This is a genomic window from Streptomyces sp. NBC_01267 (assembly GCF_036241575.1).
Lineage (GTDB): Bacteria > Actinomycetota > Actinomycetes > Streptomycetales > Streptomycetaceae > Streptomyces.
Genome location: NZ_CP108455.1, coordinates 6,029,382 through 6,052,453, shown reverse-complemented (window position 1 = coordinate 6,052,453; position 23,072 = coordinate 6,029,382). Strand labels below are relative to the sequence as shown.

The window sequence follows — 23,072 nt, the reverse complement described above, 5'->3', positions numbered from 1 at the left end:
GGTCACGGTCAGGCCCGCAGCCACACCGCGGTGTCCTGCGGGAGGCGTCCTCCGCCGTCCATGGGACCGCTGCTGAGCAGCACGTGCGCGTGGCCGGGGAGTTCGGCGGGCTCCGCGGCGAGGTTGACGACGCAGATCAGGCCATCGGGCCGGGCGAAGGCGAGTACGTCGTCGGCGGCGGGCAGCCAGTGCAGCGGCCCGTCCCCGAAGCCCGCCTCGTACCTGCGCAGCCGGAGCGCCGTGCGGTACAGGGACAGCATCGACTCCGGTTCATCCGCCTGGAGTTCGGCCGCGTACCGGGTCCAGCCCGCGGGCTGCGGAAGCCACGGCTCGGCGGCGGGTGCTTCCGCGGTCCAGGGCAGCGGCACCCGGCAGCCGTCCCGCCCCGGGTCGCTGCCGCCCGAGCGGAAGTGCATCGGGTCCTGGATCCGGTCCAGCGGGATCTCCACCTCGGGAAGGCCCAGCTCCTCCCCCTGGTAGAGATAGACGGATCCCGGCAGGGCGAGCGAGAGCAGCGCCGCCGCACGGGCCCTGCGGGTGCCGAGTTCCAGGTCGGTGGCGGTGCCGAAGGTCTTCGCGGCGAATTCGAAGCCGGTGTCGTCGCGCCCGTAGCGGGTGACCGTGCGGGTCACGTCGTGGTTGCAGAGCACCCAGGTCGCCGGCGCTCCGACCGGTGCGTGCTCCGCGAGGGTGTCCTCGACCGCCCGGCGCAGCCGGGTGGCGTCCCAGGGGCAGGTCAGAAAATTGAAGTTGAAGGCGGTGTGCAGCTCGTCGGGGCGCAGGTACCGGGCGAAGCGCTCCGCGTCCGGCAGCCAGACCTCGCCGACGAAGATGCCGTGGTACGCGTCGGCGACGGCCCGCCAGGAGCGGTAGATCTCGTGGATCTCGTCCTGGTCGATGTACGGATGCGGGTCGCGCCCCGCCACGAAGTCGGGCAGCCCTGCCGCCTTCGTGAGCAGCGCGGCGGAGTCGATGCGTACGCCCGCGACGCCCCGCTCGAACCAGAAGCGCAGCACGTCCTCGTGCTCCCCGCGCACCAGCGGGTGCGACCAGTTGAGGTCGGGCTGCTCGGGGGCGAAGAGGTGCAGGTACCACTCGCCGTCGGCGACACGGGTCCAGGTGGATCCGGCGAACTGGGACGGCCAGTCGTTGGGGGCCAGTTCACCCCTCTCGCCGCGCCCGGGGCGGAAGTGGAAGAGCTCCCGTTCCGGGCTGCCGGGCCCGGCAGCCAGCGCGGCCCTGAACCAGTCGTGCTGGTCGGAGACATGGTTGGGCACGATGTCGACGATGGTGCGCATGCCCAGTTCCCGGGCTTCGGCGATGAGCTTCTCGGCCTCACCGAGAGTGCCGAACGCGGGGTCGATGACGCGGTAGTCGGCCACGTCGTAACCGCCGTCGGCGAGCGGCGAGAGGTACCAGGGCGTGAACCAGAGTGCGTCGACGCCGAGTTCGGCGAGGTACGGCAGCCTGGCGCGCACACCCGCCAGATCGCCGGTGCCGTCACCGTCCGCGTCGGCGAAGCTGCGTACGTACACCTGGTAGATGACTGCGGAACGCCACCAGTCACCGGTGGCCTCGAAGGGAGGGAGGGCTGCCACGTGACGGTCCTTTCGGGCAGGTGGGACTCCGCCGTCGCCCCGGACAGCCGGCCCCGGACAGCGGGCGCCAGGAGGAGGACCGGCGGCGGAGTACTCGGAGGGAGGGGGTGCGAGGGCGTGGTCAGCCCTTCAGGCTGCCCGCGGTCAGACCGCTCATGATGTTGCGCTGGAAGATCAGAAAGATGATCAGGGTCGGCGCCGATGCCATGGCGAGTGCGGCGACGAGCCAGTTCTCGGGCACCCCCTGGGCGAGGGAGTAGATACCGACGTTGAGGGTCTGTTTGTCCGGGTCCGGCAGGGTGAGCATCGGCCAGAGGAAGTCCTTCCAGACGCCGACGACCGCGAAGATCGAGACGACGCCCAGGATGGGACGGGAGATCGGCAGCACCACGGAACGGAGCGTGCGCAGGGGGGAGGCGCCGTCGATGGAGGCCGCGTCGAGGAGTTCACGCGGGATCGAGTCGAAGAACCGCTTCAGCAGGAAGATGTTGAAGGCATTCGTGACGGACGGAAGCCAGATCACCCAGGGCGAGTTGAGCAGATTGCGCTGGAAGACCGGCACGTCCAGCACGGTCAGGTACTGCGGTACGACGAGGACGGTCGCCGGGATCATCAGCGTGGCCAGCATCATCCCGAGGATGACTTTGCCGAGTACGGGCCTGAGCTTGGAGAGCGAGTAGGCGGCGGCCACATCGAGGACCAGCTGGAAGGCGAGCGCCCCGAAGGCGTAGTAGAGCGTGTTGAGGAGCAGCTTGGACAGCTGCATCACGTTCCACGCCTTGGAGTAGTTCTCCGGGTGGAGGCTCCTGGGGAAAGGGGTGGGCGGCGACTGGGCGAATTCCTGGGCCGTCTTCAGACCGCCGGTGACCATCCAGTACAGCGGACCGAGGAAGACCAGGGTGAAGAGCAGGACGACCAGGGTGAGGACGCCCCAGTAGACGGTCTTCCCACGGGCACGGCCCAGTTGGGCGGGTGAGATCAGAGTGCGCTCTGCCATCGTCCCTCGCTCCTAGCTCTCGCTGTCGCTGTCGCTGTCGCGGCTGAGTCGGACGTACAGCGCCGAGAATCCGGCGAGGAGTACGAGCAGGACCAGGCCGAGCGCTGCCGCGCCGCCGTAGTTGTTGAAGTTGAACGCGTACTGGTAGATGAGGTAGACGACGGTGGTCGTCGACCCTTCCGGGCCTGCGCCGTTGGTCAGCAGGAACGGTTCGGTGAAGACCTGCATCGTCGAGATGATCTGCATCAGCAGAAGCAGCGAGAGGATCAGCCGGGTCTGCGGGATCGTCACGTGCCAGATCTTCCGGAAGAGCCCGGCCCCGTCGAGTTCGGCCGCCTCGTACAGCTCGCCCGGGATGCCCTGCAGGGCCGCGAGGTAGATCAGCGTCGCACCGCCCATGTTCATCCAGGTCGCGGCGACGACCACGGAGAGCATCGCCGTGCCGGTGGACTGGAGCCACTGCTGTTCCGGCAGGTGCAGGAAGTGCAGGATGCCGTTGAAGAGGCCGTACCCCGGGTCGTAGAAGTACTTGAAGAGCAGCACGGACGCGACCGGCGGCAGCATCACCGGGAGGTAGACCAGCAGCCTCAAGTACCCCTGGGCATGCCGGAATTCGTTGATCACGAGCGCGATGACGAAGGGCACGGCGAAGCCGAGGACCAGCGCCAGGGCGGAGAAGAGCAGGGTGTTCCGCCAGGCCTGCCAGAACGCCGGGTCGTGGAAGACGTACTCCAGGTTGTCCAGGCCGACCCAGGTGGTCCTGCCCGCCTCGGTCTTCTGGAAGGCCAGGAAGAATTCCCTGACCATCGGGTACCACGAGAAGAACGCGAAGCAGAGCACCGCGCCGATCAGGAAGCCGTGGGCGGAGAGGTTGCGCCGCAGACCGCGTACGAACACCGCACGGCGGGCCTGCGGTGGCGGGCCGTCGCCGTGCGGCGACCGCACCGGCTTGCCGCTCGTGGACAGGGTGGGGGCCGACATCGTCTGTCTCCTTGGCGCCGGGTCTCGGGCGGGGCGGGGGCTGGACCTCGGAGTCCGGCCCCCCGGAGTGCGGTTACCGGTTCGCCAGGACCTGGTTGACCTGCCGCTCGGCAGTGGAGAGCAACGCGTCGACATTCGCGTTCCTGTTGGTCAGGACACCCGACATCGCGTTGTCGAGCACCTTGTAGATCTCCTGCGCCTTGGCCGGCTCCGCCTTGCCCTTGACCGGGTCGACCATGAAGGGCTTGAAGTTCTCCACCGGCATGGTCGCGTTGTCCGTCCGGGACCGCAGGTCCGTCGCCTTGACGTCACCCGTCCAGAAGTTCGGCTGCGGCAGCCCGACGGGCAGTGCGTCGGACTTCGAACGCGCCCAGTCGAACTGGCCCTTGCCCGGAGTGAGCGTCTTGAAGTTCACCCAGGCGATGGCGGCCTTGATCTTGTCCGGGGAACTTCCCCGCTTGATCATGTAGTCGTTGCCGCCGAAGAGCGTGGCCCGGCCGCCGGGGATCGGCCCCATTCCGTAGTCCGCGTAGGTGGCACCGAGCTGCTGGACCATGTACGTGAGATCGTCCGGCGCCGCGAGGAACATCCCGAGCTTGTCGGTGGAGATCTGCTTCTGCAGGTCGCCCCACTTGAGCAACTGGGTCCTGCCCATGCTGTCGTCGTCCCAGCGCATGGCCTTGAGGTTGGTCAGGACCTCCTTGCCGGTGGCGTCGTTGAAGGCTGCCTTCTTGCCGTCCGGGGTGACGACGTCACCGCCCAGGCCGTACATCTCCGCCGTGAAGTGCCAGCCGCCCTGGTTGGTCGCGCTGTAGTCGCCGTAACCCGCGATGCCGTTGCCCAGGGCCGCGATGGCCTTCGCGTCCGTACGGACCTCGGCCCAGGTCTTCGGCGGCTTGTCCGGGTCCAGCCCCGCCCGCTTGAAGAGCTTGCGGTTGATCATCAGGCCCATGGTGTAGTTGCTGGTGGGCAACCCGTAGAGCTTGCCGTCCTTCTTGAGGACGTTCATCACGCCGGGGTCGACGCTGCCGATCGCCGGAACCGTCTTCTCGTTCACATACGCCGAGATGTCCGCGGCGCCGCCGTTGTCCAGCACCTGCTGGAGGTCGGTGAAGTACGTGTAGAAGACGTCGGGCTGTGACCTGCCCTTGAGCGCGGCGGTGAAGCGGGTGGGTTCCTCGCACTGGCCCGGGGTGGACTTCCCTTCGATCGTGACGTTCGGGTACTTCTGGTTGAACGTCCTGATGTCCTCCTTCCACTCGCGCAGCTCCGCCGCCTTCGCAGCCGGCGGCATGCAGTCCATGGTCAGCGTGACCCTGGTCTTCGGATCGAGCGGAGCGGACGGGTCTGAACCGCCGCTGCCGGAAGCGTTGTTGCCGTCACCGCTGCTGCTCGTGCCGCATGCGGCGAGTGCGGTCAGGGCGAGCGCGGAGACAAGGGCAGCCGCCGTCGTGCGGCGGTGGGTCGGGCGGAACCAGGTGCTTCTCATCGGTGGTCCCCTTGGGGGCAGGAGCGCGGGAGGCCCACAGCCGCGTCGCTGTGTGGCGGCGCTCACTCAACCACCGCCCCTACCGCTCCGCAAGATGTCGCGCATATTCCGCAAATTCTCGACAGCTAGCGGGTCCTGTCGCGCGAGACCTGTGCGGTCGAGCCCCGCACCACCAGTTCGGGCTCGAAGAGCAGCTCGTCCGAGGGCACCGCACGGCCTCCGATCTGCACGGACAGCAGCTCCACGGCGGCCCGCCCCATCGCCTCGATGGGCTGGCGGACGGTGGTCAGCGGGGGGTCCGTGCAGTTCATGAAGGCGGAGTCGTCATAGCCGACGATCGAGATGTCACCGGGCACCGACAGGCCGCGACGACGGGCGGCGCGCACCGCTCCGAGCGCGAGCGGGTCACTCGCGCAGATGACTCCGGTGACCCCCCGGTCCAGCAGCCGGGTGGCCGCGGCCTGGCCGCCCTCCAGCGAGAACATCGCCCGTACGACCCGCTCGTCGGGCAGTTCCGCGCCGAGTCCGGCCGCGATCACGCGCGCGGCGTCCAGCTTCCGCATCGAGGGGACGTGATCCGTGGGCCCGAGCACCAGACCGATCCGCTCGTGACCGAGCGAGGCGAGGTGGCGCCAGGCCTGGTCGAGCGCGACCGCGTCGTCGCAGGAGACGCTGGGGAAACCGAGGTGCTCGATCGCCGCATTGATCAGCACGACCGGGATCCTGCGGTCCGCGAGCACCTTGTAGTGATCGTGCGGAGCGTCGAGCTGATGGTAGAGACCACCGGCGAACACCACCCCGGAGACCTGCTGCTCCAGGAGCAGCTCCACGTAGTCGGACTCGGAGACTCCGCCCTTGGTCTGGGTGCAGAGCACGGGTGTCAGCCCCTGCTGGGCGAGGGCGCCGCCGACCACTTCGGCGAAGGCCGGGAAGATCGGGTTCTGGAGTTCGGGGAGGACGAGACCGACCAGCCGGGCCCGCTCGCCGCGCAGCTGGGTCGGGCGCTCGTACCCGAGTACGTCGAGGGCCGAGAGGACGGCCTGCCGAGTGGCCTCGGAAACACCCGGGCGGCCGTTGAGCACACGGCTGACCGTGGCCTCACTGACCCCGACCTTCTGTGCCACTTGTGCAAGTCGTCGCGTCATGCGCGCAAGATTAGCGCAGGCACCGCAAACGGCTTGCGTGATCCTGGAACTTCCGGTTGGGCCCTCCAGCCCTCTACCGTTCGTGCCCATGACCACCGGACAGCCCTGGAGACTCCGCATCGGGCTGCCCCGACGTGTCTTCTCGCAAGTACTGCTGATGCAACTGGCCGTCGCGGGCGGGGTGCTCGTCCTGGCCATCGGCCTCTTCCTGCGCCCCCTCAGTGCACAGCTCGACGCCCAGGCCATGCGTCGCGCTCTCGCGATCGCCGAGACCACCGCCTCCCCCCGGCTGGCCGAGGAACTTCTCCACACCCCACCGACGGTCGGCGGACCGGTGCAGGCCGACGCCGAACGGATCCGGAGAGCGACCCACGCCGAGTACATCGTGGTCGTGGACCGGCACTCGATCCGCTGGTCGCACACCAACCGCGCCGAGATCGGCAAACCGGTCTCCACCAGCGCCAAGGAGCCGCTCTCCGGTCACGAGGTCATGGAGATCGACAGCGGCACACTCGGCCGCTCCGCCCGGGGCAAGGTCCCGCTGCGCGACACGCACGGCACGATCGTCGGCGCGGTGTCGGTCGGTATCAGGTACGACAGCGTGCGCGCCTCGCTGCTCGCGTTGATCCCCGGCCTTCTCGCCTACGCGGGCGGGGCGCTGGCCACCGGGGCGCTGGCCGCGTACCTGATCTCCCGGCGGCTCCAGCGCCGGACGCACGATCTCGCGTTCTCCGACATCGCCGCCCTGCTCGCCGAGCGCGAGGCGATGCTCCACGGCATCCGCGAAGGCGTCGTCGCCCTGGACCGCGGGGGCAGGATACGGCTGATGAACGACGAGGCGCAGCGACTGCTGAGCCTCGGCCCGGAAGTCATCGGCCTTCCGCTCGGCGAGGCGCTGGGTGAGGGCCGAACCACCGATGTACTGGCGGGCCGCGTCACGGGCGAGGACCTGCTGGCGGTACGCGGTCAGCGCGTCCTGATCGCCAACCGTATGCCCACGGACGACGGGGGCGCCGTCGCCACCCTCCGCGACCGGACGGAGCTGGAGCAACTGGGACGTGAACTCGACTCCACCCGCGGGCTGATAGACGCCCTGCGCGCGCAGGACCACGAGCACGCCAACCGGATGCACACCCTGCTCGGTCTCCTCGAACTGGACATGCACGACGCGGCCACCGAGTTCATCACCGAGGTGGTCGGCGTGCACCGCACCACCGCCGAGAAGGTCACCGAGAAGATCCACGACCCGCTGCTGGCCGCCCTGCTCGTCGGCAAGGCGACGGTCGCCGCGGAGCGCGGGGTCTCGCTGACGCTCACACCCGGCACGCTGCTGCCCGGCCGGCTGGTGGACCCGCAGGGTCTGGTGACGATCACGGGCAATCTGGTGGACAACGCCTTGGACGCGGCGTCCGGTTCGCCCGGTGCGCAGGTGGAACTCGAACTGCGCGCCGAGGGGCACACAGCGGTCCTGCGGGTCCAGGACAACGGTCCGGGAATCCCCGATGAGCAGCGCGAGCTGATCTTCACGGAGGGCTGGTCGACCAAGAAGCCGCCCGCGCACGGCAAACGCGGCCTGGGGCTGCCGATGGTGCGCAGGCTCGCCGAGCGGCAGGGCGGGACCGCACGGGTCGGCGGGGGTGCGGACGGCGGGGCGGAGTTCACCGTCGTACTCCCGGAAGCGCTGTCCGAGCGGGATCCCGAGGAGCTGGAAGGGGCCCGCTGACCGGGCCGTCCGGGGACGGAACGACGGGGACCGGCCTCCCCGCGCGTCCGCACGCGCGGGGAGGCCGCTCCCCGTTCCGGGTGGGGTACTGCTACTGCGCCTTCTTCGCGAACTCCGTGGTGTACGTCTTGGACAGGTCCACCGTGGCGTTCTTGAGGTTGGGGTTGAAGGCCTTGAGGACCTTCTCGACCGTCTCCGGCCCGTTGGCGGGCATCACGCCGTCCGTCGTGAACATCGGCAGGGTCGACTTGATGGACCGGGCGTAGAGCTCCTTGCCGCCCTGCGCGTAGTCGGCCGGCATCTTCGCCGCGATCTCCTCGGGCGAGTGCGACGACATCCACTTCAGCGTCTTCACGAAGGCGTTGGCCAGCTTCTGGACCGTCGCCTTGTGTCCGTCGACCCAGTCGGCGTTCATGTACAGGCTGGACGAGGGGTAGGGGCCGCCGAGTGCGGCCTGTGAACCCTCCGGCGTACGCATGTCGATCAGGACCTTGCCGAGCTTCTGGTCCAGGATGTTCGTCACCGTCGGGTCGGTCGTCATACCGCCCTGGACCGAGCCCTGCTTCAGCGCGGCGATGAACGTCTGGCCCGCACCCACGGCGACCGGCGTGAACTCGCTGGTCTTCACACCGTTCTTGACCGCCAGGTACTTCGTGAGGAAGTCGGTGGACGAACCGAGACCGGTGACGCCCAGCTTCTTGCCCTTGAAGTCCGCGGGCCCGTTGACGTCCCCTGCGGCCCTGTTGGAGACCAGCTCGACCTCGCCGGGTGCGTGCGAGAACTGCACCACGGATTCGACGTGCTTGCCCTTGACCTGAAGATCGAGGGTGTGGTCGTAGAAACCGACCGCGCCCTGGACGTCTCCGGAGACCAGCGCGGTCTCGGCCTGTACGCCCGCGGGCTCGCTCAGCAGCGAGACGTCGAGGCCCTCGTCCTTGAAGTAGCCGAGTCGCTGGGTGAGCATGGCCGGCATGTAGATGACCTTGTCCAGGCCACCCACCATGATCTTGACCTTGCCGGCGTTCTTGCCCTCGCCGGCCGGATCACCGCCGCAGCCGGTGAGCGCGGTCAGCGCGAGCGCGCCCGCCACTGCGACTGCCGACACCCTGCTGATGCTGCGCATGTTCATCACGTCCCTGTGATTTGTGCCGAATTGCCAAGAAATTACGGAGAGAAAGCCGGAAGCGCAGCCGTCAGCGCTCGGCGCCGGCCTCGACGGGCCGCCACTTGAACAACCGCCGTTCGGCGAAGGTGAGCAGCCCTTCGGTGATCAGCGCCACGACCGCGAGGATCGCCATCGCCGCGTACACACCGGCCGCGTTGAAGGTGTTCTGGGAGACGGAGACCAGGAGCCCGAGGCCCTTGGTGGCGCCGATGTACTCGCCGACGATCGCGCCGATGAGGGCGAAGCCGAAGCTGACATGGAGGCTCGTGAAGATCCAGGAGGTGGCCGAGGGGATGACGACCTGGAAGGTGACACGCCGGTTGCTGGCGCCCAGGATCCGGGCGTTGGCGACCAGGTTCCGGTTGACTTCCTTGGATCCCTGGAAGGCGTTGAAGAAGACCGGGAAGAAGACCAGCACGACCGCCGAGGCGACCTTCGACGCCGGGCCGAGCCCGAACCAGATGAGGAAGATCGGCGCGAGCACGATGCGCGGAATGGCGTTGAGAACCTTGATGTACGGGCCGAGCACATCGGAGAGGAAACGGATCCGGCCGAGGGTGATACCGAGGACCACACCGGCGATCACACCGATGACCCAGCCCAGCAGCGCCTCGTACATCGTGTACCAGATCTGCTCCCAGAGGGATCCCTGGGCGGTGCCGTGCAGCGACCACTGGCGGATCTGGTCCCAGATCTTCGACGGCATCGAGAAGTTGAACGGGTCGATGATCTTGGCGCGGGCCAGGACCTCCCACAGTCCGACGATCGCGACGAGCAACAGCATCCGGCTCGCGTACACGAGGACCCGACGGTTGCGCGCGGCGCGCTGACGCTCCTGGGTCCGTCCCGTCCGCTTGTCGAGCGCGACGGCGGTTCCGGTGGCGTCGGCAGGCGTGTCCGGGGTGGTGGTACGGGCGGCGGCGTCCGTCGCCGGCTCTGTCTCAGGCGGCATCGACGGCACCTCGCTCACGGGTGATGCGGACTTCCTCGCCGAGCGAGGACCAGATCTCCCGGTAGATCTCGACGAACCGGGGCTCCAGCCGGACCGCTTCGACCTTGCGCGGCCGGGGCAGGTCGATCTCGAAGACCTGCTTGACGGTCGCCGGGCCGGCCGTCATCACGACCACCCGGTCGGCGAGCGCGATGGACTCCTCCAGGTCGTGGGTGACGAAGACGACCGAGGCGCCGGTGCCCGCCCACAGTTCGAGCAGTTCGTCGGACATCAGCGCCCGGGTCTGCACGTCGAGCGCCGAGAACGGCTCGTCCATCAGCAGGATCTCGGGGTCGTTGACGAAGGTCGCGGCCAGCGCGACCCGCTTGCGCTGGCCGCCGGAGAGCTGGTCCGGGTAACGGTCCTCGAAGGAGGCCAGCCCCACCCGGGCCAGCCACTCCCGGGCCTTCTCCTTCGCCTCGGCCTTCGGTACGCCGCGGAAGCGCGGGCCCGCCATGACGTTGGACAGGACGGTCCGCCAGGGGAAGACCGCGTCCTGCTGGAAGACGAATCCGACCTTGTCACCGATGCCGCGGACCGGCTCGCCGCCGACCAGCACCTCGCCCTCGGTGGGCTCCTCCAGACCGCTGACCAGGGTCAGCGTGGTGGACTTGCCGCAGCCCGTGGGGCCGACGACGGCGACGAACTCGCCCCGGCCGACGGTGAGATCCAGCTCCCGCACGGCGGTGTGCGGCACCCCCGACGGGGTGCGGAACACCTTGCTGGCGCCCCGCAGCTCAATGGCGGGGCTCTTGTCTGTGCTCATGAAGCGGGACCGTAGATGTGGCACACACCACAGCGGCAGTCTTGTGCGCACAAGGCAGTCTTCTGCCTGCAAGAGACTGTTGTGCTCGTTTTGCGCGCGCTACAACTACGTGGTTGCAACAACGCCTTGGACCGACCGCCCTATTGCCGGTCGGTCTTGCACCGACCGGCACACGTGGGGTGCCGACCGGTTTCAACAGAGAGCGGCCCGATGATTGATGTACTGGTGGTCGATGACGACTTCCGTGTCGCTGAGATCAACGCGGCGTACGTGGGGAAGGTTCCCGGATTCCACGTCGCCGCCCGTGCGCACAGCGCCGCCCAGGCGATGGCCACGCTGGAGCGCGAGCGGATCGACCTGGTGCTGCTCGACCACTACCTGCCGGACGAGACAGGGCTCTCGCTGGTCCGCCGTATGCGGCAGCTCGGCCACCACACCGACGTGATCATGGTGACCGCGGCCGGCGACGTGACGACCGTGCAGGCCGCCATGCGGCACGGTGCCCTGCACTACCTGGTCAAGCCGTTCACTTTTTCCGTGCTGCGCTCCCGGCTGGACAGCTACGCGGCGCTGCGCCGCACGGTGAGCCGGGTCGGCGGCAGCGGCCGGTCCGCGGGCCAGGAGCAGGTCGACCGGATCTTCAGCGCGCTGCGCACCACCGGCCCCGCCGCCTCCTCCGGGCTGCCCAGCGGGCACTCCGTGCCGACGTCCGATCTGATCCGCGAGGTCCTGACGGGCGCGCACGAACCGCTGTCGGCCCATCAGGTGGCCGCCAGAACCGGACTGAGCCGCTCCACCGCGCAGCGCTATCTGCGCCAGCTGGAACGGACCGGCCGGCTCCGGCTGACGCTCAAGTACGGCGACACGGGGCGGCCCGAGCACCGCTATGCCTGGGCCGTACCCGGATCAGACGGCCCCGGCGCCGGTCAGTGACCGCACCTCCGTCTCCGCGTGCCGGGCCGCGTCCGGCGGTTCGGACGAGGTGACCGTACCGATCCAGCCCGCGAGGAAGCCGAGCGGGATGGACACCAGACCCGGGTTCTCCAGCGGGAAGAACTGGAAGTCCGCATCCGGGAAGAGCGATGTGGGGCTGCCGGAGACAACGGGCGACAGCAGCACCAGGATCACCGCGGGGATCAGCCCGCCGTACACCGACCAGACCGCGCCGCGCGTGGTGAAGTTCCGCCAGAACAGCGAGTAGAGCAGGACGGGAAGATTGGCCGATGCGGCGACGGCGAAGGCCAGACCGACCAGGAAGGCGACGTTCAGGTCCTTCGCCAGCAGACTGAGGCCGATCGCGACGGCGCCGATACCCGCCGCCGCCACGCGTGCGACAGCGACCTCACTGCGCTGGCGGGTGCTCCGGCGCTTGAGCGTCGCGTAGAGGTCGTGGGCGACGGAGGCCGACGAGGCGAGCGTGATCCCGGCGACGACGGCGAGGATGGTGGCGAAGGCGACGGCCGCGACCACGGCGAAGAGCACGGCCCCGCCGGTGGAGCCGGATCCACCGCCGACCTCCAGCGCGAGCAGGGGTACGGCGGTGTTCCCTGCCGGATTCGACGCCCGCACCTCGTCGGAACCGACCAGTGCCGCGGCGCCGAAGCCGAGCACGATCGTCATCAGGTAGAAGCTGCCGATGAGTCCGATGGACCAGACGACCGAGCGGCGGGCGGCGCGTGCGGTGGGCACGGTGTAGAAGCGCGACAGGATGTGCGGCAGGCCGGCCGTGCCGAGGACGAGCGCGAGCCCGAGGCTGATGAAGTCGATGCGCGAGGTCCAGTCCCCGCCGTATTTCAGGCCCGGCCCCAGGAACCGCATACCGTGACCGCTGCGGTGGGCGGCGGAGTTGAGCAGCGAATTGACGTCGCCGTGGAAGCGCACCAGGACCAGCACCGTGAGCAGGATCGAACCCGCCATCAGCAGAACGGCCTTCACGATCTGGATCCAGGTGGTCGCCCGCATGCCGCCGAGGGTCACATAGACGACCATCAGCGCCCCGACGCCGATCACCGTCCAGGCCTGGGCCGCTCCGCTGTTCCCGCCGAGCAGGAGCGAGACCAGGCTTCCGGCGCCGACCATCTGCGCGACCAGATAGAGCACGGACACGGTGACGGACGAGGATCCCACCGCGATGCGGACGGGATGCTCACTCATCCGGGCCGCGACGACATCGGCAAGGGTGAATCTCCCGCAGTTCCGGACCAGTTCGGCCACCAGGAGCAGAACGACCAGCCAGGCGACCAGGAAGCCGACGGAGTAGAGCATGCCGTCGTAGCCGAAGAGCGCGATCAGTCCGGAGATGCCGAGGAAGGAGGCCGCCGACATGTAGTCACCCGCGATGGCGAAGCCGTTCTCCATGGGGGAGAACAGCCGTCCGCCGACATAGAACTCCTCGGCGGAACCGTGCCGGTTGCGGCTCACCCAGGTGGTGATCGCGAGCGTGACGGCGATGAAGGCGCTGAACAGCAGCAGCGCCAGAGTCTGGTGCTGTGTGGTGATCGAATGGCTGCTCAACGGTTGATCCCTCGCGTCAATTCCTGTGTGTCCCAACGGAGATGGAGCGCCGCCCGGTCTCTGCGAAGCCGAGCGTGACGGGCGTAGGCCCAGGTCAGTACGAACGTGGAGAGGAACTGTCCGAGTCCCGCCACCATCGCCACGTTCACCGCTCCGGCGACCGGACGCGCCATGAACCCGGGTGCGGTCGTGGCCAGGACGACATACGCCACGTACCAGACGAAGAAGCCGCACACCGCGGGAACGACGAACCTCCGGTAGCGGCTGCGTACTTCCTGGAAGGCGGCGCTGCTCTGCACGTCCAGATAGATGTCGGCCGCACTGCGGCTGCATCCGGGGGCTGCCTGCGCGGGTACGGGCGCAGGAGCGCCCGTACCGTCCAACTCGCCCCAGCCTGCGGCCAACGCGTCCTGCCAGGGGTCGTCCAACCGCACCTCAGCGGCGTCGAGCCCGTCGTCCTTCTCCACCGAACACCCTCTCCCTGTGCGCGACCGCTGCAGCCGCGTGCCCAAGGATGGGTACGTGAAGGAGTCTCCGAACCCTTATCGCCCCCTCTTCACCCCATTAGGTGATGGATGTGCCCGGTGGCAGTGCGAGTCCCTGCTGATAGGCGTACCGCATCGCCTGCGCACGGTCGCGCACCCCGGTCTTGGCGAAGAGGTTGTTGATGTGCGTCTTCACCGTGGCCGTGGAGATGTGCAGTGCACGGGAGATCTCCGGGTTGGAGAGTCCCTCCGCGATGAGCGCCAGGATCTCGGCCTCGCGCCGGGTGAGCCCGTCGGGCAGATCCACCACGGCCGGTGCGGGGGCCTGGGAGGTGACCCTCTCGACGAGCAGCCGCTGCACGCTGGGCGAGAGCCCGGCCTGGCCCGCCATCACGTCCTCGATGGCCCGCACGATCTCGTCCCCGCCGGCGTCCTTGGTCAGGAATCCACGGGCTCCGGCCTGCAGCGCGAGGAAGAGCGAGTCGTCGTCCGCGAACGTCGTGAGCACCACGACCTGGGTGGACGGGTGTTCCGCACGGATACGACGGGTCGCCTCCACTCCGTCGCAACGAGGCATCCGCAGGTCCATCAGCACCACGTCGGGGGCGAGTTCGGCCACCAGCGCGACCGCTTCCACACCGTCCTTCGCCGCACCGATCACCTCGATCCCCGGCAACAGCCCCAGCAGCATCACGATGCCCTCGCGCACAACGGACTGGTCGTCGGCGACCACCACCCGAGCCGTCATGCCGGCACCTTCAGCCGTACCAAGAAGCCCTCCTCGTCGGGTCCGGCCTCAAGAGTCCCGCCGAGCAGTTCGGCGCGCTCCCGCATTCCCACCAGACCGTAACCCGAGCCACTGACAGCGAGCTCGCCACCCAGCCCCCGGGCCCCCGAGTCCCTTATTTCCAGGGTGATTTCGTCGGCCAGATACTCCAGCCGTACGGAAACCTCGGCGCCCGGCGCATGCTTGCGCACATTCGTCATCGCCTCCTGCGCCACCCGCCGAACGGCCTGGGACGCTTCAGCGGGCAGAGGCCTGCGTCTCCCCGCAACCGCCAGCCGGGCGCCGCCTACCACCTCCTGCAGAAACTCCTCCACCGGCGTCATCTCCCCACGCAGCGCCGAGAGCGCCTGCCGGGTCTCGGCCAGCCCCTCACGCGCCATTCCGCGCGCGGCGACCACGCGCTCCAGGATCTGCTCCCGTCCGGCGTCCCGTTCGATCAGCAGTCGGGCGGCCTCCAGGTGCACCATCTGCGCGGAGAGGCTGTGGGCGAGCACGTCATGGATCTCGCGGGCGATCCGGGACCGCTCGGCCAGCGCGGCGGTCTCCGCCTCGGCGGCCAGGGCCGCCCGTTCCTGCGTGAGCAGCCGCTGGGCACTGCCCCGGGCCTCGGCGTCGAGCCGCAGGACGTATCCGGCGAGCGCCAGGCCCACCGTGGTGATCGTGATCGTCAGCCGCTGGTCGTCGCTCACCAGCGCGTAGGCGGCCAGCGCGGTCGCGGTGCAGGGCAGCGCCGCCGCGAGCGGCAGCCGCTCCAGAGCGGTGACGGCGCACCCGCACCAGAGCACCGCGGCCGGGATCGGGAACCCGGCCGCATGCCCCAGGACGGCCGCGCCCATCAGCACCACGAGGAGCCCCACAGAGGGCCACAGCCGGTGTTCCAGACTGGTCCGGAAGAAACCCCGGGCGACGACGGCGCAGCCCGCGATGGAGGCCACAGCGGCAGCCAGGACCCACCCATGGGTGCCGATCCGCGCGAAGGGGCTCCACATCAGTGCCCCCAGAACGACGAGCCGCACACCCCAGCCGAACGCACGGCGTGCGCGGGTCCGGTCGGCCCGGGTGAGCGCCTCCCGGGAGGGCCAGGTCGTCCAGACAGCGAGCGTCATACGCGGTCCTTCCATCCCTGTCCGGGCGATCCTGCGGCAGAAACACGGTACGTCGGGTGTATCTGCCCGGCCCGCCACGCCAGCACTCCGGACCGTACGAGCAGGGAGGACGCCAGCGCGAGAAGCATCGCTCCGGTGCCCAGTCGCACCCCGGCCATCGCACCGATACCCGCGACCCCGAACCGCACCAGCAGTCCCACCACCCAGACGGCGGCCGTGGCCTTGGTGCCCCTGGCCCAGACGGTGCCGTCGGCCTCGCTCCAGACCTTGGTGGTCCAGGCCCAGCCGGCCCCCATCACCAGACCTGCCAGCAGCTCTCCGGCTATCAGCGCGACGGACGCGGTGCGGTGATGCACGTCGAGCAGCCCGTGCTGGCGCAGAGAGACAAAAACCAGTACCGCGGGCAGAAGCCACCACCGCCTGTCGCGGCCGATCCTCTGCGGCCGGAACTGTCGCGCGAGCACCAGTGCGACGACCGCGACGATCACCACGACGTCGGTGAGCGTGGACGCTGACATGAATGCCTCCGGTGAGCGGGGAAGGAGTAGGCCTTCGACGCTACGGAGAAGCACGGGTCAGCAGATCGGAGCAGGGGTGGAGCGAGGGTGGATCTTGCGGCTCCACCCGTGGGTGGAGCCGCAGGAATGGAGCCGCGAGATCCCCGGCTCAGGCGTCGATGCGCGAGCGGTCCAGCGTCGCCGCGGAGCTGGTGATGAACTCCTTGCGGGGGGCCACCTCGTTGCCCATCAGCAGATCGAAGACCTGCTCCGACGAGTCGAGGTCACCGATGTTGATCCTCCGCAGCGTCCGGAACCGGGGATCCATCGTGGTCTCCGCCAGCTGGTCGGCGTCCATCTCGCCCAGCCCCTTGTACCGCTGGATGGAGTCCTTGATCCGGACGTTCTTGCGCTGGAACTCCAGGAGCTTCTGCCGGAGCTCGTTGTCCGAGTACGTGTAGACGTACTTGTCCTGCCCCTTCTTGGGCTGGACCAGCTCGATGCGGTGCAGGGGCGGCACGGCCGCGAAGACCCGTCCCGCCTCCACCATCGGCCGCATGTAGCGCTGGAAGAGCGTGAGGAGCAGACATCGGATGTGCGCGCCGTCCACGTCCGCGTCGACGAGCAGGACGATCTTTCCGTAGCGCGCCGCATCGATGTCGAAGGTCCGTCCCGACCCGGCTCCTATGACCTGGATGATGGCCCCGCACTCGGCGTTCTTCAGCATGTCCGAGACGGACGACTTCTGAACGTTGAGGATCTTGCCCCGAATCGGCAGCAGCGCCTGGAATTCGGAGTTCCGGGCGAGCTTGGCCGTACCGAGCGCGGAGTCCCCCTCCACGATGAAGAGCTCGCTCCGCCCGACGTCGTCGCTGCGGCAGTCGGCGAGCTTGGCCGGCAGCGAGGAGGACTCCAACGCGGTCTTGCGGCGCTGCGCATCCTTGTGCTGACGGGCCGCGATCCGCGTACGGGCGGCTGCGACGGCCTTCTCCAGCACCGCACGGGCCTGGGCCTTGGCGTCACGCTTGGTGGAGGTCAGGAACGCCTTGAGCTCCTTGGCCACCACGTTCGCGACGATCCGGTTGGCCGCGGAGGTGCCGAGTACCTCCTTGGTCTGCCCCTCGAACTGGGGCTCCGCGAGCCGCACGGTCACCACCGCGGTCAGCCCTTCCAGCGCGTCGTCCTTGACGACATCGTCCTCGGCGACGCGCAGGAGCTTGGCCGAGCGCAGCACCTCGTTGACGGTCTTGGTGAGGGAGCGCTCGAAGCCGGACACATGGGTGCCGCCCTTGGGCGTCGCGATGATGTTGACGAACGACTTGACGGTCGTTTCGTAGCCGGTGCCCCAGCGCAGCGCGATGTCCACGCCGAGATCGCGGGTGACCTCGGTGGGCGTCATGTGGCCCCGGTCGTCGAGGACCGGGACGGTCTCCTTGAACGTGCCATGGCCGGTCAGCCGCTGGACGTCGCAGACGGCCTTGTCCTGTGCGAGGTACTCACAGAATTCGCTGATCCCGCCGTCGAAGCGGAAGGTTTCCTCCGTCTTCCCCGCACCGTCCAGACCGCGCTCGTCCCGCACCACGAGGGTCAGCCCCGGAACGAGGAAGGCCGTCTGGCGGGCCCGCTGGTACAGGTGGTCCAGAGAGAGCTTGGCGTCCTTGAGGAAGATCTGGCGGTCGGCCCAGTAGCGGACGCGGGTGCCGGTCCTCGTCTTGGGTACCCGCTTGGCCTTGCGCAGGCCGTTGGCCGGGTCGAAGGGGCTGTCGGGGCCCGCCTCGGTGAACATGCCGGGGACGCCCCGGCGGAAGCTGATGGAGTGCGTGGCACTGTTCCGGTCGACCTCGACGTCCAGCCGGGCCGAGAGCGCGTTGACGACGGAGGCGCCGACACCGTGCAGGCCTCCGGAGGCGGCGTACGAGCCACCCCCGAACTTGCCGCCCGCATGCAGCTTGGTCATCACGACCTCGACGCCGGACAGTCCGGTCTTGGGCTCGACGTCGACCGGAATGCCGCGCCCGTTGTCCCGGACCTCGACGGAGCCGTCCTCGTGGAGAATCACATCGATGTGGTCGCAGTAGCCGCCGAGAGCTTCGTCGACCGAGTTGTCGATGATCTCCCAGAGGCAGTGCATCAGGCCGCGGCTGTCGGTGGACCCGATGTACATACCGGGCCGCTTACGGACCGCTTCGAGCCCTTCGAGTACGAGCAGGTGCCGCGCGGTGTAGTTGGAGCCATCACGGTCTGCTCCACTCAGCAGCGCAGTGGACGGCACGGACGTATCGGCGGTCACGCGGTTCGCTCCTCGCTGAATTTATTTTGGGGCCCAGTGGGTACAGGCCAGGCGTCGGTCGCCCGTCAGAGGGTACCGAGCCCTGGTAGAGGCGTTGTTACGCCACCCTAGAAGACGTCCGGACTCAAACCGGCACCGTACACCTGTTCGATCGCTCGTTGGAGTGAAGCACACATCACGTTCCCTTCCACGCATGAACCATTTAGGCTCCGGGCACGTCCTCATCAACAACCGGCAGCCAGCCGGGAGGATCAAAACGAAGACAAGCAACGCGAAACCGTAAAGCCACCGCAATACGGCCTATTCGCCGCCAACCGGCGACAGACAGCCACCTTGACAAAAATTTTCAAGGAAAAGCCACGAGCGGGAACGTTTTCGGCCTGGTTGGATGTTGACCCTGGTACGACAGCTCGTCGAGCTAGAGAAGAGGCGACGTGACTACTGTTCTGACCCCCGCGAGCCCGCTGACGGCCGCTGACCGCTGCGACCGATGCGGCGCCCAGGCATACCTGCGCGTTGTCCTCACCAGCGGCGGCGAACTGCTCTTCTGCGCCCACCACGGTCGCAAGTTCGAGCCAGAACTCAAGAAGATCGCCGCGGACATACAGGATGAGACGGACCGCCTCACGGCTGTGCCGGCACATTCCGAAGAAGAGGACCGCTGACACCTCGCAACCACGACGAGCCAGGGACCGGTCGCAGTCCGGTCGACGGGCGGCCCGGCCTGTATCCACAGGAGAGGCCGCCCGTTCTCATGCCCCGAACCGGGCTCGTTCCGGGACTTTCCCGGGTCAGCCGTGGTCGGCGACAGCTGCAGCCATGGCCGACAGCCGGGTGTAGACCCCGGGGCTCTTCGCGCGGCCACAGCCCGCCCCCCACGAGACCAGGCCGATGAGTCGCCCGCGGGCAACCAGCGGACCCCCGCTGTCGCCCTGGCAGGCGTCGTGCCCACCCCGAGTCTCCCCGGCGCACAGCATGGTCGCCGCCTGAAACGTCCCGCTCGACGACCCGGGGTACGCCGATGCGCACCGCGCGTCAGGCAGAACCGAGACCTGGGTCGCACGCAGCACCGCGGGGTAGCTCCCCGTGCCCGCCACGTCACCCCATCCGTAAACGGTGGCGTCGGTGCCCGGCCGCTCCGCGGGATCGCCCGGGTCGGCCATCCTGATCGCATCCGATCCGGGCAGCGCCCTCGACAGGGTCAGCACCGCCAGGTCACCGGCATTGCTGACCGGGTCGTGGCGGGGGTCGATCCATGTGGAGCTCACCCCGATCTCACGGCCGGCAGATGTCCGCAGATCGCTGCGGCCTGCAATGACCTTCAGATCATGCACCTGGCTCAACCGAGTGCCGAGCACTTCGCTGCTCAGACAGTGGGCGGCCGTGACCACCTCGCGCGGGGCCACCACCACTCCCCCGCAGAACTGGCCCGCCCTGTCTCCCCCGAACCGTTGACGGCTGGACACAGCCACCGCCCAGGGGCTCTCGACGACGGACACGGCGTGACCGCCGATCACAGCAGTGGCGGCAGACGCCGGCGCGGCCGACGGCACCGCTGCCGCGGCCAGCGTCACCACCCCGACCAGCGCTCGGACGATAGGACGACGCATACAGCTTCCTGACTCTCCGGTGAATTCTCCTCACCCGGAGTCAACCAGCCTGTCGCCGCCCGCATCCACTCGTGCATACACAACGGGCCCGGATCTCTCGTACCGGAGAGATCCGGGCCCGCTGCAGAACTCAGCCGTGACGGCTCAGTCGAGGTAGTCGCGCAGGACCTGCGAACGCGACGGGTGACGCAGCTTCGACATGGTCTTCGACTCGATCTGGCGGATGCGCTCACGCGTCACGCCGTAGACCTTGCCGATCTCGTCGAGCGTCTTCGGCTGACCGTCGGTGAGGCCGAACCGCATGGAGACCACGCCGGCCTCCCGCTCGGACAGCGTGTCCAGGACCGAGTGCAGCTGCTCCTGGAGGAGCGTGAAGCTGACCGCGTCGGCCGGAACGACCGCCTCGGAGTCCTCGATGAGGTCACCGAACTCGCTGTCGCCGTCCTCACCCAGAGGAGTGTGGAGCGAGATCGGCTCACGGCCGTACTTCTGGACCTCGATGACCTTCTCGGGGGTCATGTCGAGCTCCTTGGCCAGCTCCTCCGGGGTGGGCTCACGGCCCAGGTCCTGGAGCATCTGGCGCTGGACGCGCGCGAGCTTGTTGATGACCTCGACCATGTGCACCGGGATACGGATGGTGCGGGCCTGGTCAGCCATGGCGCGGGTGATCGCCTGACGGATCCACCAGGTGGCGTACGTGGAGAACTTGTAGCCCTTGGTGTAGTCGAACTTCTCGACTGCGCGGATGAGACCGAGGTTGCCCTCCTGGATCAGGTCCAGGAAGAGCATGCCGCGGCCCGTGTAGCGCTTGGCGAGCGAGACGACCAGGCGGAGGTTGGCCTCCAGGAGGTGGTTCTTGGCCCGGCGGCCGTCCTCGGCGATGATCTCCAGCTCGCGCTTCAGCTTCGGCGCGAGCTTGTCGGAGTTGGCCAGCTTGTCCTCGGCGAAGAGCCCCGCCTCGATGCGCTTGGCGAGCTCCACCTCCTGCTCCGCGTTGAGGAGCGGGACCTTGCCGATCTGCTTCAGATAGTCCTTGACCGGGTCTGCGGTGGCACCGGCGACGGCGACCTGCTGCGCGGGCGCGTCGTCCTCGTCGTCGTCGGAGAGGACGAAGCCCTTGGCCTCGCCGCCCTCTTCCTCCTCTTCGCCGGCCTTGGCCGCCGGGGTCTCCTCGGCGGCCTCGTCACCGTCGTGGAGGTCGTCGGCATCCTTCTTGGAGGCGGTCTTCTTGGCCGTCTTCTTGGCCGCCGTCTTCTTCGTGGCGGTCTTCTTGGCCGCTACCTTCTTGGCGGCAGCCTTCTTCGCGGGCTCGGCGTCGTCAGCCACGGCGTCCACGCTGTCGGCCGAAGGGGCCGCAGTGGCCGCCACGGTCTTCGCCGCGGTCGTCTTGACCGCGACGGTCCTGGTCGCGGTGCGCTTCACCGGGCTCTTCGCTGCGACGCTCTTGCGGGGGCGCTTGGGCGACTCCGCGGCACTGACCATCAGAGTCACACCCTCTTCCTCGAGGATCTGGTTGAGGCTGCGCAGAACGTTCTTCCACTGGGTGGCCGGAATCTGGTCAGCCTCGAAGGCCCGGCGCACGTCGTCGCCGGCGATCTGCCCATCAGCCTTTCCCCGCTCGATGAGCGCCATGACAGACTCGGACTCGGCGATCTCCGGCGGGAGAGTACGGGATGTGCTGGCCGACACGAACAACCTCTCGAAACGATGGAAACGGCTTCCGACTCCGCCCTTGACGGGCCTGGAGCCGACGACCGCCGGCTGGGGATGTACCGACGGCGCGGGCTGAGCCTCGGAGCTGTACAGCGCCGTCAACGACGCTCGCATTCCCTCTTCGGCTACCACCTCTTAGGTCATCGCGTGGCTTCGAGGAGTGTTACGCCCAATTCGCGTGGCCCGAGTCACACCCCATTTGCGATGCGATCCGCCATAAGGGACGTTTACCCACAATCACGTCGCCGGACTCCCCGGGATTCCGGCGGCCCGAAGCGGCGGACGCGTACCCCGGCCGACACCGCGCGGTCAGTGCACGCGCGGCGCGGGAACGACGCGCTCCACCTCCGGGTGGACGGTGAGCAGTTGACGCATGGCCGCCTCGGCGGCCTGGGGGTCGTCCGCGGCGAGCGCGTCCACGATGCGCGCGTGATGCACGAGGGAGATCTCGGTGGGACGGTCACAGCCGGTGACCGGTCCGCCGGAGACCTGAAGCGCCCCCGAGACGATGCCGGAGAGGTGCTCCAGCATGCGGTTGCCCGCGAGCTGGATGAGCAGGGCGTGAAACTCGGCGTCGGCGCGGGAGAAGGTGATCGAGTCCCCCTGGGCGAGAGCATGGCTCATGATCTCGACCATGTCCGCGAGACGCTGCTGCACGTCCTCACGTCCGTGCCCGGCGGCAAGACGGGCGGCCAGCGGCTCGATCGTCCAGCGCAGCTCACTCAGCTCACGGCGCTGGTCCTCGCGCTGCGGGCCGAAGGCCCGCCACTCGATGATGTCCGGGTCCAGCAGGTTCCAGTCACTGACCGGACGGACCCGAGTACCGACATTGGGACGGGCACTGACCAGCCCCTTGGCCTCAAGGACGCGCAGGGACTCCCGCACGACCGTGCGTGAGACCTCGAAGCGCTGCCCGATCTCCTCGGGAACCAGCGGGCGGTCGGCGCCGAGATCGCCGGAGACAATCATCTGACCGAGCTGCTGAACGAGTTGCCCGTGCAGGCCGCGGCCACGGCTGCCCGTCGTGCGCCGCCCCACCCGGCCCAGCTCGGCGTCACCGCCGCCCCAGGCCGGGGCTCCGGCACGGCCTGCGCCGGGCGTCTCTGCGTACGGAAAGCGGTCGAGTTCACCAGGGCCCGCGAGGCCGGACTCGGGGGTGCGGGAGGTGGTCATCATGGAGTGCGCAAGGGTAGTCACGCATCCTTTGTCGGCGTG

20 protein-coding genes are annotated in these 23,072 nt (G+C 68.6%); 3 read left to right on the top strand and 17 right to left on the bottom strand.

Annotated features, from left to right (window positions below; genetic code table 11):
• Positions 1–8: 8 nt before the first annotated feature.
• From OG709_RS27630 to OG709_RS27610, 5 genes are all read right to left on the bottom strand, one after another.
• Entirely contained in the window at positions 9–1,598 is a 1,590-nt protein-coding gene (locus OG709_RS27630; protein ID WP_250304797.1) for a glycoside hydrolase family 13 protein, read from the bottom strand.
• A 121-nt stretch (positions 1,599–1,719) separates the two neighbouring features.
• A complete protein-coding gene (locus OG709_RS27625; RefSeq protein WP_250304798.1) occupies positions 1,720–2,595 on the bottom strand; it encodes a carbohydrate ABC transporter permease in 876 nt (291 codons plus the stop codon).
• A 12-nt stretch (positions 2,596–2,607) separates the two neighbouring features.
• Positions 2,608–3,576, bottom strand: coding sequence for a carbohydrate ABC transporter permease (locus tag OG709_RS27620; protein ID WP_250304799.1), 969 nt, complete (start codon positions 3,574–3,576; stop codon positions 2,608–2,610).
• A gap of 73 nt (positions 3,577–3,649) precedes the next feature.
• Entirely contained in the window at positions 3,650–5,065 is a 1,416-nt protein-coding gene (locus tag OG709_RS27615) for an ABC transporter substrate-binding protein (protein WP_266640417.1), read from the bottom strand.
• A 125-nt stretch (positions 5,066–5,190) separates the two neighbouring features.
• Positions 5,191–6,210, bottom strand: coding sequence for a LacI family DNA-binding transcriptional regulator (locus OG709_RS27610; RefSeq protein ID WP_266640419.1), 1,020 nt, complete (start codon positions 6,208–6,210; stop codon positions 5,191–5,193).
• An 88-nt stretch (positions 6,211–6,298) separates the two neighbouring features.
• Here OG709_RS27610 and OG709_RS27605 point away from each other — a divergent pair, with 88 nt between their 5' ends.
• A complete protein-coding gene (locus OG709_RS27605; protein ID WP_329167953.1) occupies positions 6,299–7,933 on the top strand; it encodes a sensor histidine kinase in 1,635 nt (544 codons plus the stop codon).
• Positions 7,934–8,024: 91 nt separating this feature from the next.
• On the opposite strand, the gene OG709_RS27600 is transcribed toward OG709_RS27605, so the two are convergent.
• From OG709_RS27600 to OG709_RS27590, 3 genes are all read right to left on the bottom strand, one after another.
• Entirely contained in the window at positions 8,025–9,056 is a 1,032-nt protein-coding gene (locus OG709_RS27600) for an ABC transporter substrate-binding protein (RefSeq protein WP_266640422.1), read from the bottom strand.
• A gap of 70 nt (positions 9,057–9,126) precedes the next feature.
• On the bottom strand, positions 9,127–10,050 hold the full coding sequence (locus OG709_RS27595) for an ABC transporter permease (RefSeq protein ID WP_266640424.1): 924 nt from the start codon (positions 10,048–10,050) through the stop codon (positions 9,127–9,129).
• Positions 10,040–10,855 (bottom strand): ABC transporter ATP-binding protein, encoded by an 816-nt coding sequence (locus tag OG709_RS27590; RefSeq protein ID WP_250304805.1) that lies wholly within the window; start codon positions 10,853–10,855, stop codon positions 10,040–10,042. The genes OG709_RS27595 and OG709_RS27590 overlap by 11 nt, the downstream gene beginning before the upstream one ends.
• 210 nt (positions 10,856–11,065) lie before the next feature.
• Between OG709_RS27590 and OG709_RS27585 the strand changes: the two genes are divergently transcribed.
• Positions 11,066–11,788, top strand: a complete 723-nt coding sequence (locus tag OG709_RS27585) for a response regulator (RefSeq protein ID WP_329167951.1) — start codon at positions 11,066–11,068, stop codon at positions 11,786–11,788.
• Here the strand turns inward: OG709_RS27585 and OG709_RS27580 are convergent.
• The 6 genes from OG709_RS27580 to OG709_RS27555 all read right to left on the bottom strand — a co-directional run bounded on the left by OG709_RS27580 (position 11,762) and on the right by OG709_RS27555 (position 18,534).
• The gene (locus tag OG709_RS27580) at positions 11,762–13,354 is read right to left on the bottom strand and encodes a solute symporter family protein (protein ID WP_250304850.1); all 1,593 of its coding nucleotides are present in this window, start codon (positions 13,352–13,354) and stop codon (positions 11,762–11,764) included. The genes OG709_RS27585 and OG709_RS27580 overlap by 27 nt on opposite strands.
• 11 nt (positions 13,355–13,365) lie before the next feature.
• Entirely contained in the window at positions 13,366–13,836 is a 471-nt protein-coding gene (locus OG709_RS27575; protein ID WP_329167949.1) for a DUF485 domain-containing protein, read from the bottom strand.
• Positions 13,837–13,933: 97 nt separating this feature from the next.
• Entirely contained in the window at positions 13,934–14,602 is a 669-nt protein-coding gene (locus OG709_RS27570) for a response regulator (RefSeq protein WP_250304808.1), read from the bottom strand.
• A complete protein-coding gene (locus tag OG709_RS27565; RefSeq protein ID WP_266640426.1) occupies positions 14,599–15,747 on the bottom strand; it encodes a sensor histidine kinase in 1,149 nt (382 codons plus the stop codon). The genes OG709_RS27570 and OG709_RS27565 overlap by 4 nt, the downstream gene beginning before the upstream one ends.
• Positions 15,744–16,265 (bottom strand): DUF1453 domain-containing protein, encoded by a 522-nt coding sequence (locus OG709_RS27560; RefSeq protein WP_250304810.1) that lies wholly within the window; start codon positions 16,263–16,265, stop codon positions 15,744–15,746. Before OG709_RS27560 ends, OG709_RS27565 begins: the two co-directional genes overlap by 4 nt.
• A gap of 148 nt (positions 16,266–16,413) precedes the next feature.
• A complete protein-coding gene (locus OG709_RS27555; RefSeq protein WP_250304811.1) occupies positions 16,414–18,534 on the bottom strand; it encodes a DNA gyrase/topoisomerase IV subunit B in 2,121 nt (706 codons plus the stop codon).
• A 434-nt stretch (positions 18,535–18,968) separates the two neighbouring features.
• Here OG709_RS27555 and OG709_RS27550 point away from each other — a divergent pair, with 434 nt between their 5' ends.
• Positions 18,969–19,199, top strand: a complete 231-nt coding sequence (locus tag OG709_RS27550; protein ID WP_250304812.1) for a DUF7455 domain-containing protein — start codon at positions 18,969–18,971, stop codon at positions 19,197–19,199.
• Between the two features lie 126 nt (positions 19,200–19,325).
• Here the strand turns inward: OG709_RS27550 and OG709_RS27545 are convergent, their stop codons facing one another.
• From OG709_RS27545 to OG709_RS27535, 3 genes are all read right to left on the bottom strand, one after another.
• Positions 19,326–20,144 (bottom strand): S1 family peptidase, encoded by an 819-nt coding sequence (locus tag OG709_RS27545; RefSeq protein WP_329167946.1) that lies wholly within the window; start codon positions 20,142–20,144, stop codon positions 19,326–19,328.
• A 144-nt stretch (positions 20,145–20,288) separates the two neighbouring features.
• Positions 20,289–21,833, bottom strand: coding sequence for an RNA polymerase sigma factor (locus tag OG709_RS27540; RefSeq protein WP_250304814.1), 1,545 nt, complete (start codon positions 21,831–21,833; stop codon positions 20,289–20,291).
• A 333-nt stretch (positions 21,834–22,166) separates the two neighbouring features.
• Positions 22,167–23,054: a FadR/GntR family transcriptional regulator gene (locus OG709_RS27535; protein WP_250304815.1), complete on the bottom strand. Its 888-nt coding sequence runs from the start codon at positions 23,052–23,054 to the stop codon at positions 22,167–22,169.
• Between the last annotated feature and the right edge of the window lie 18 nt (positions 23,055–23,072).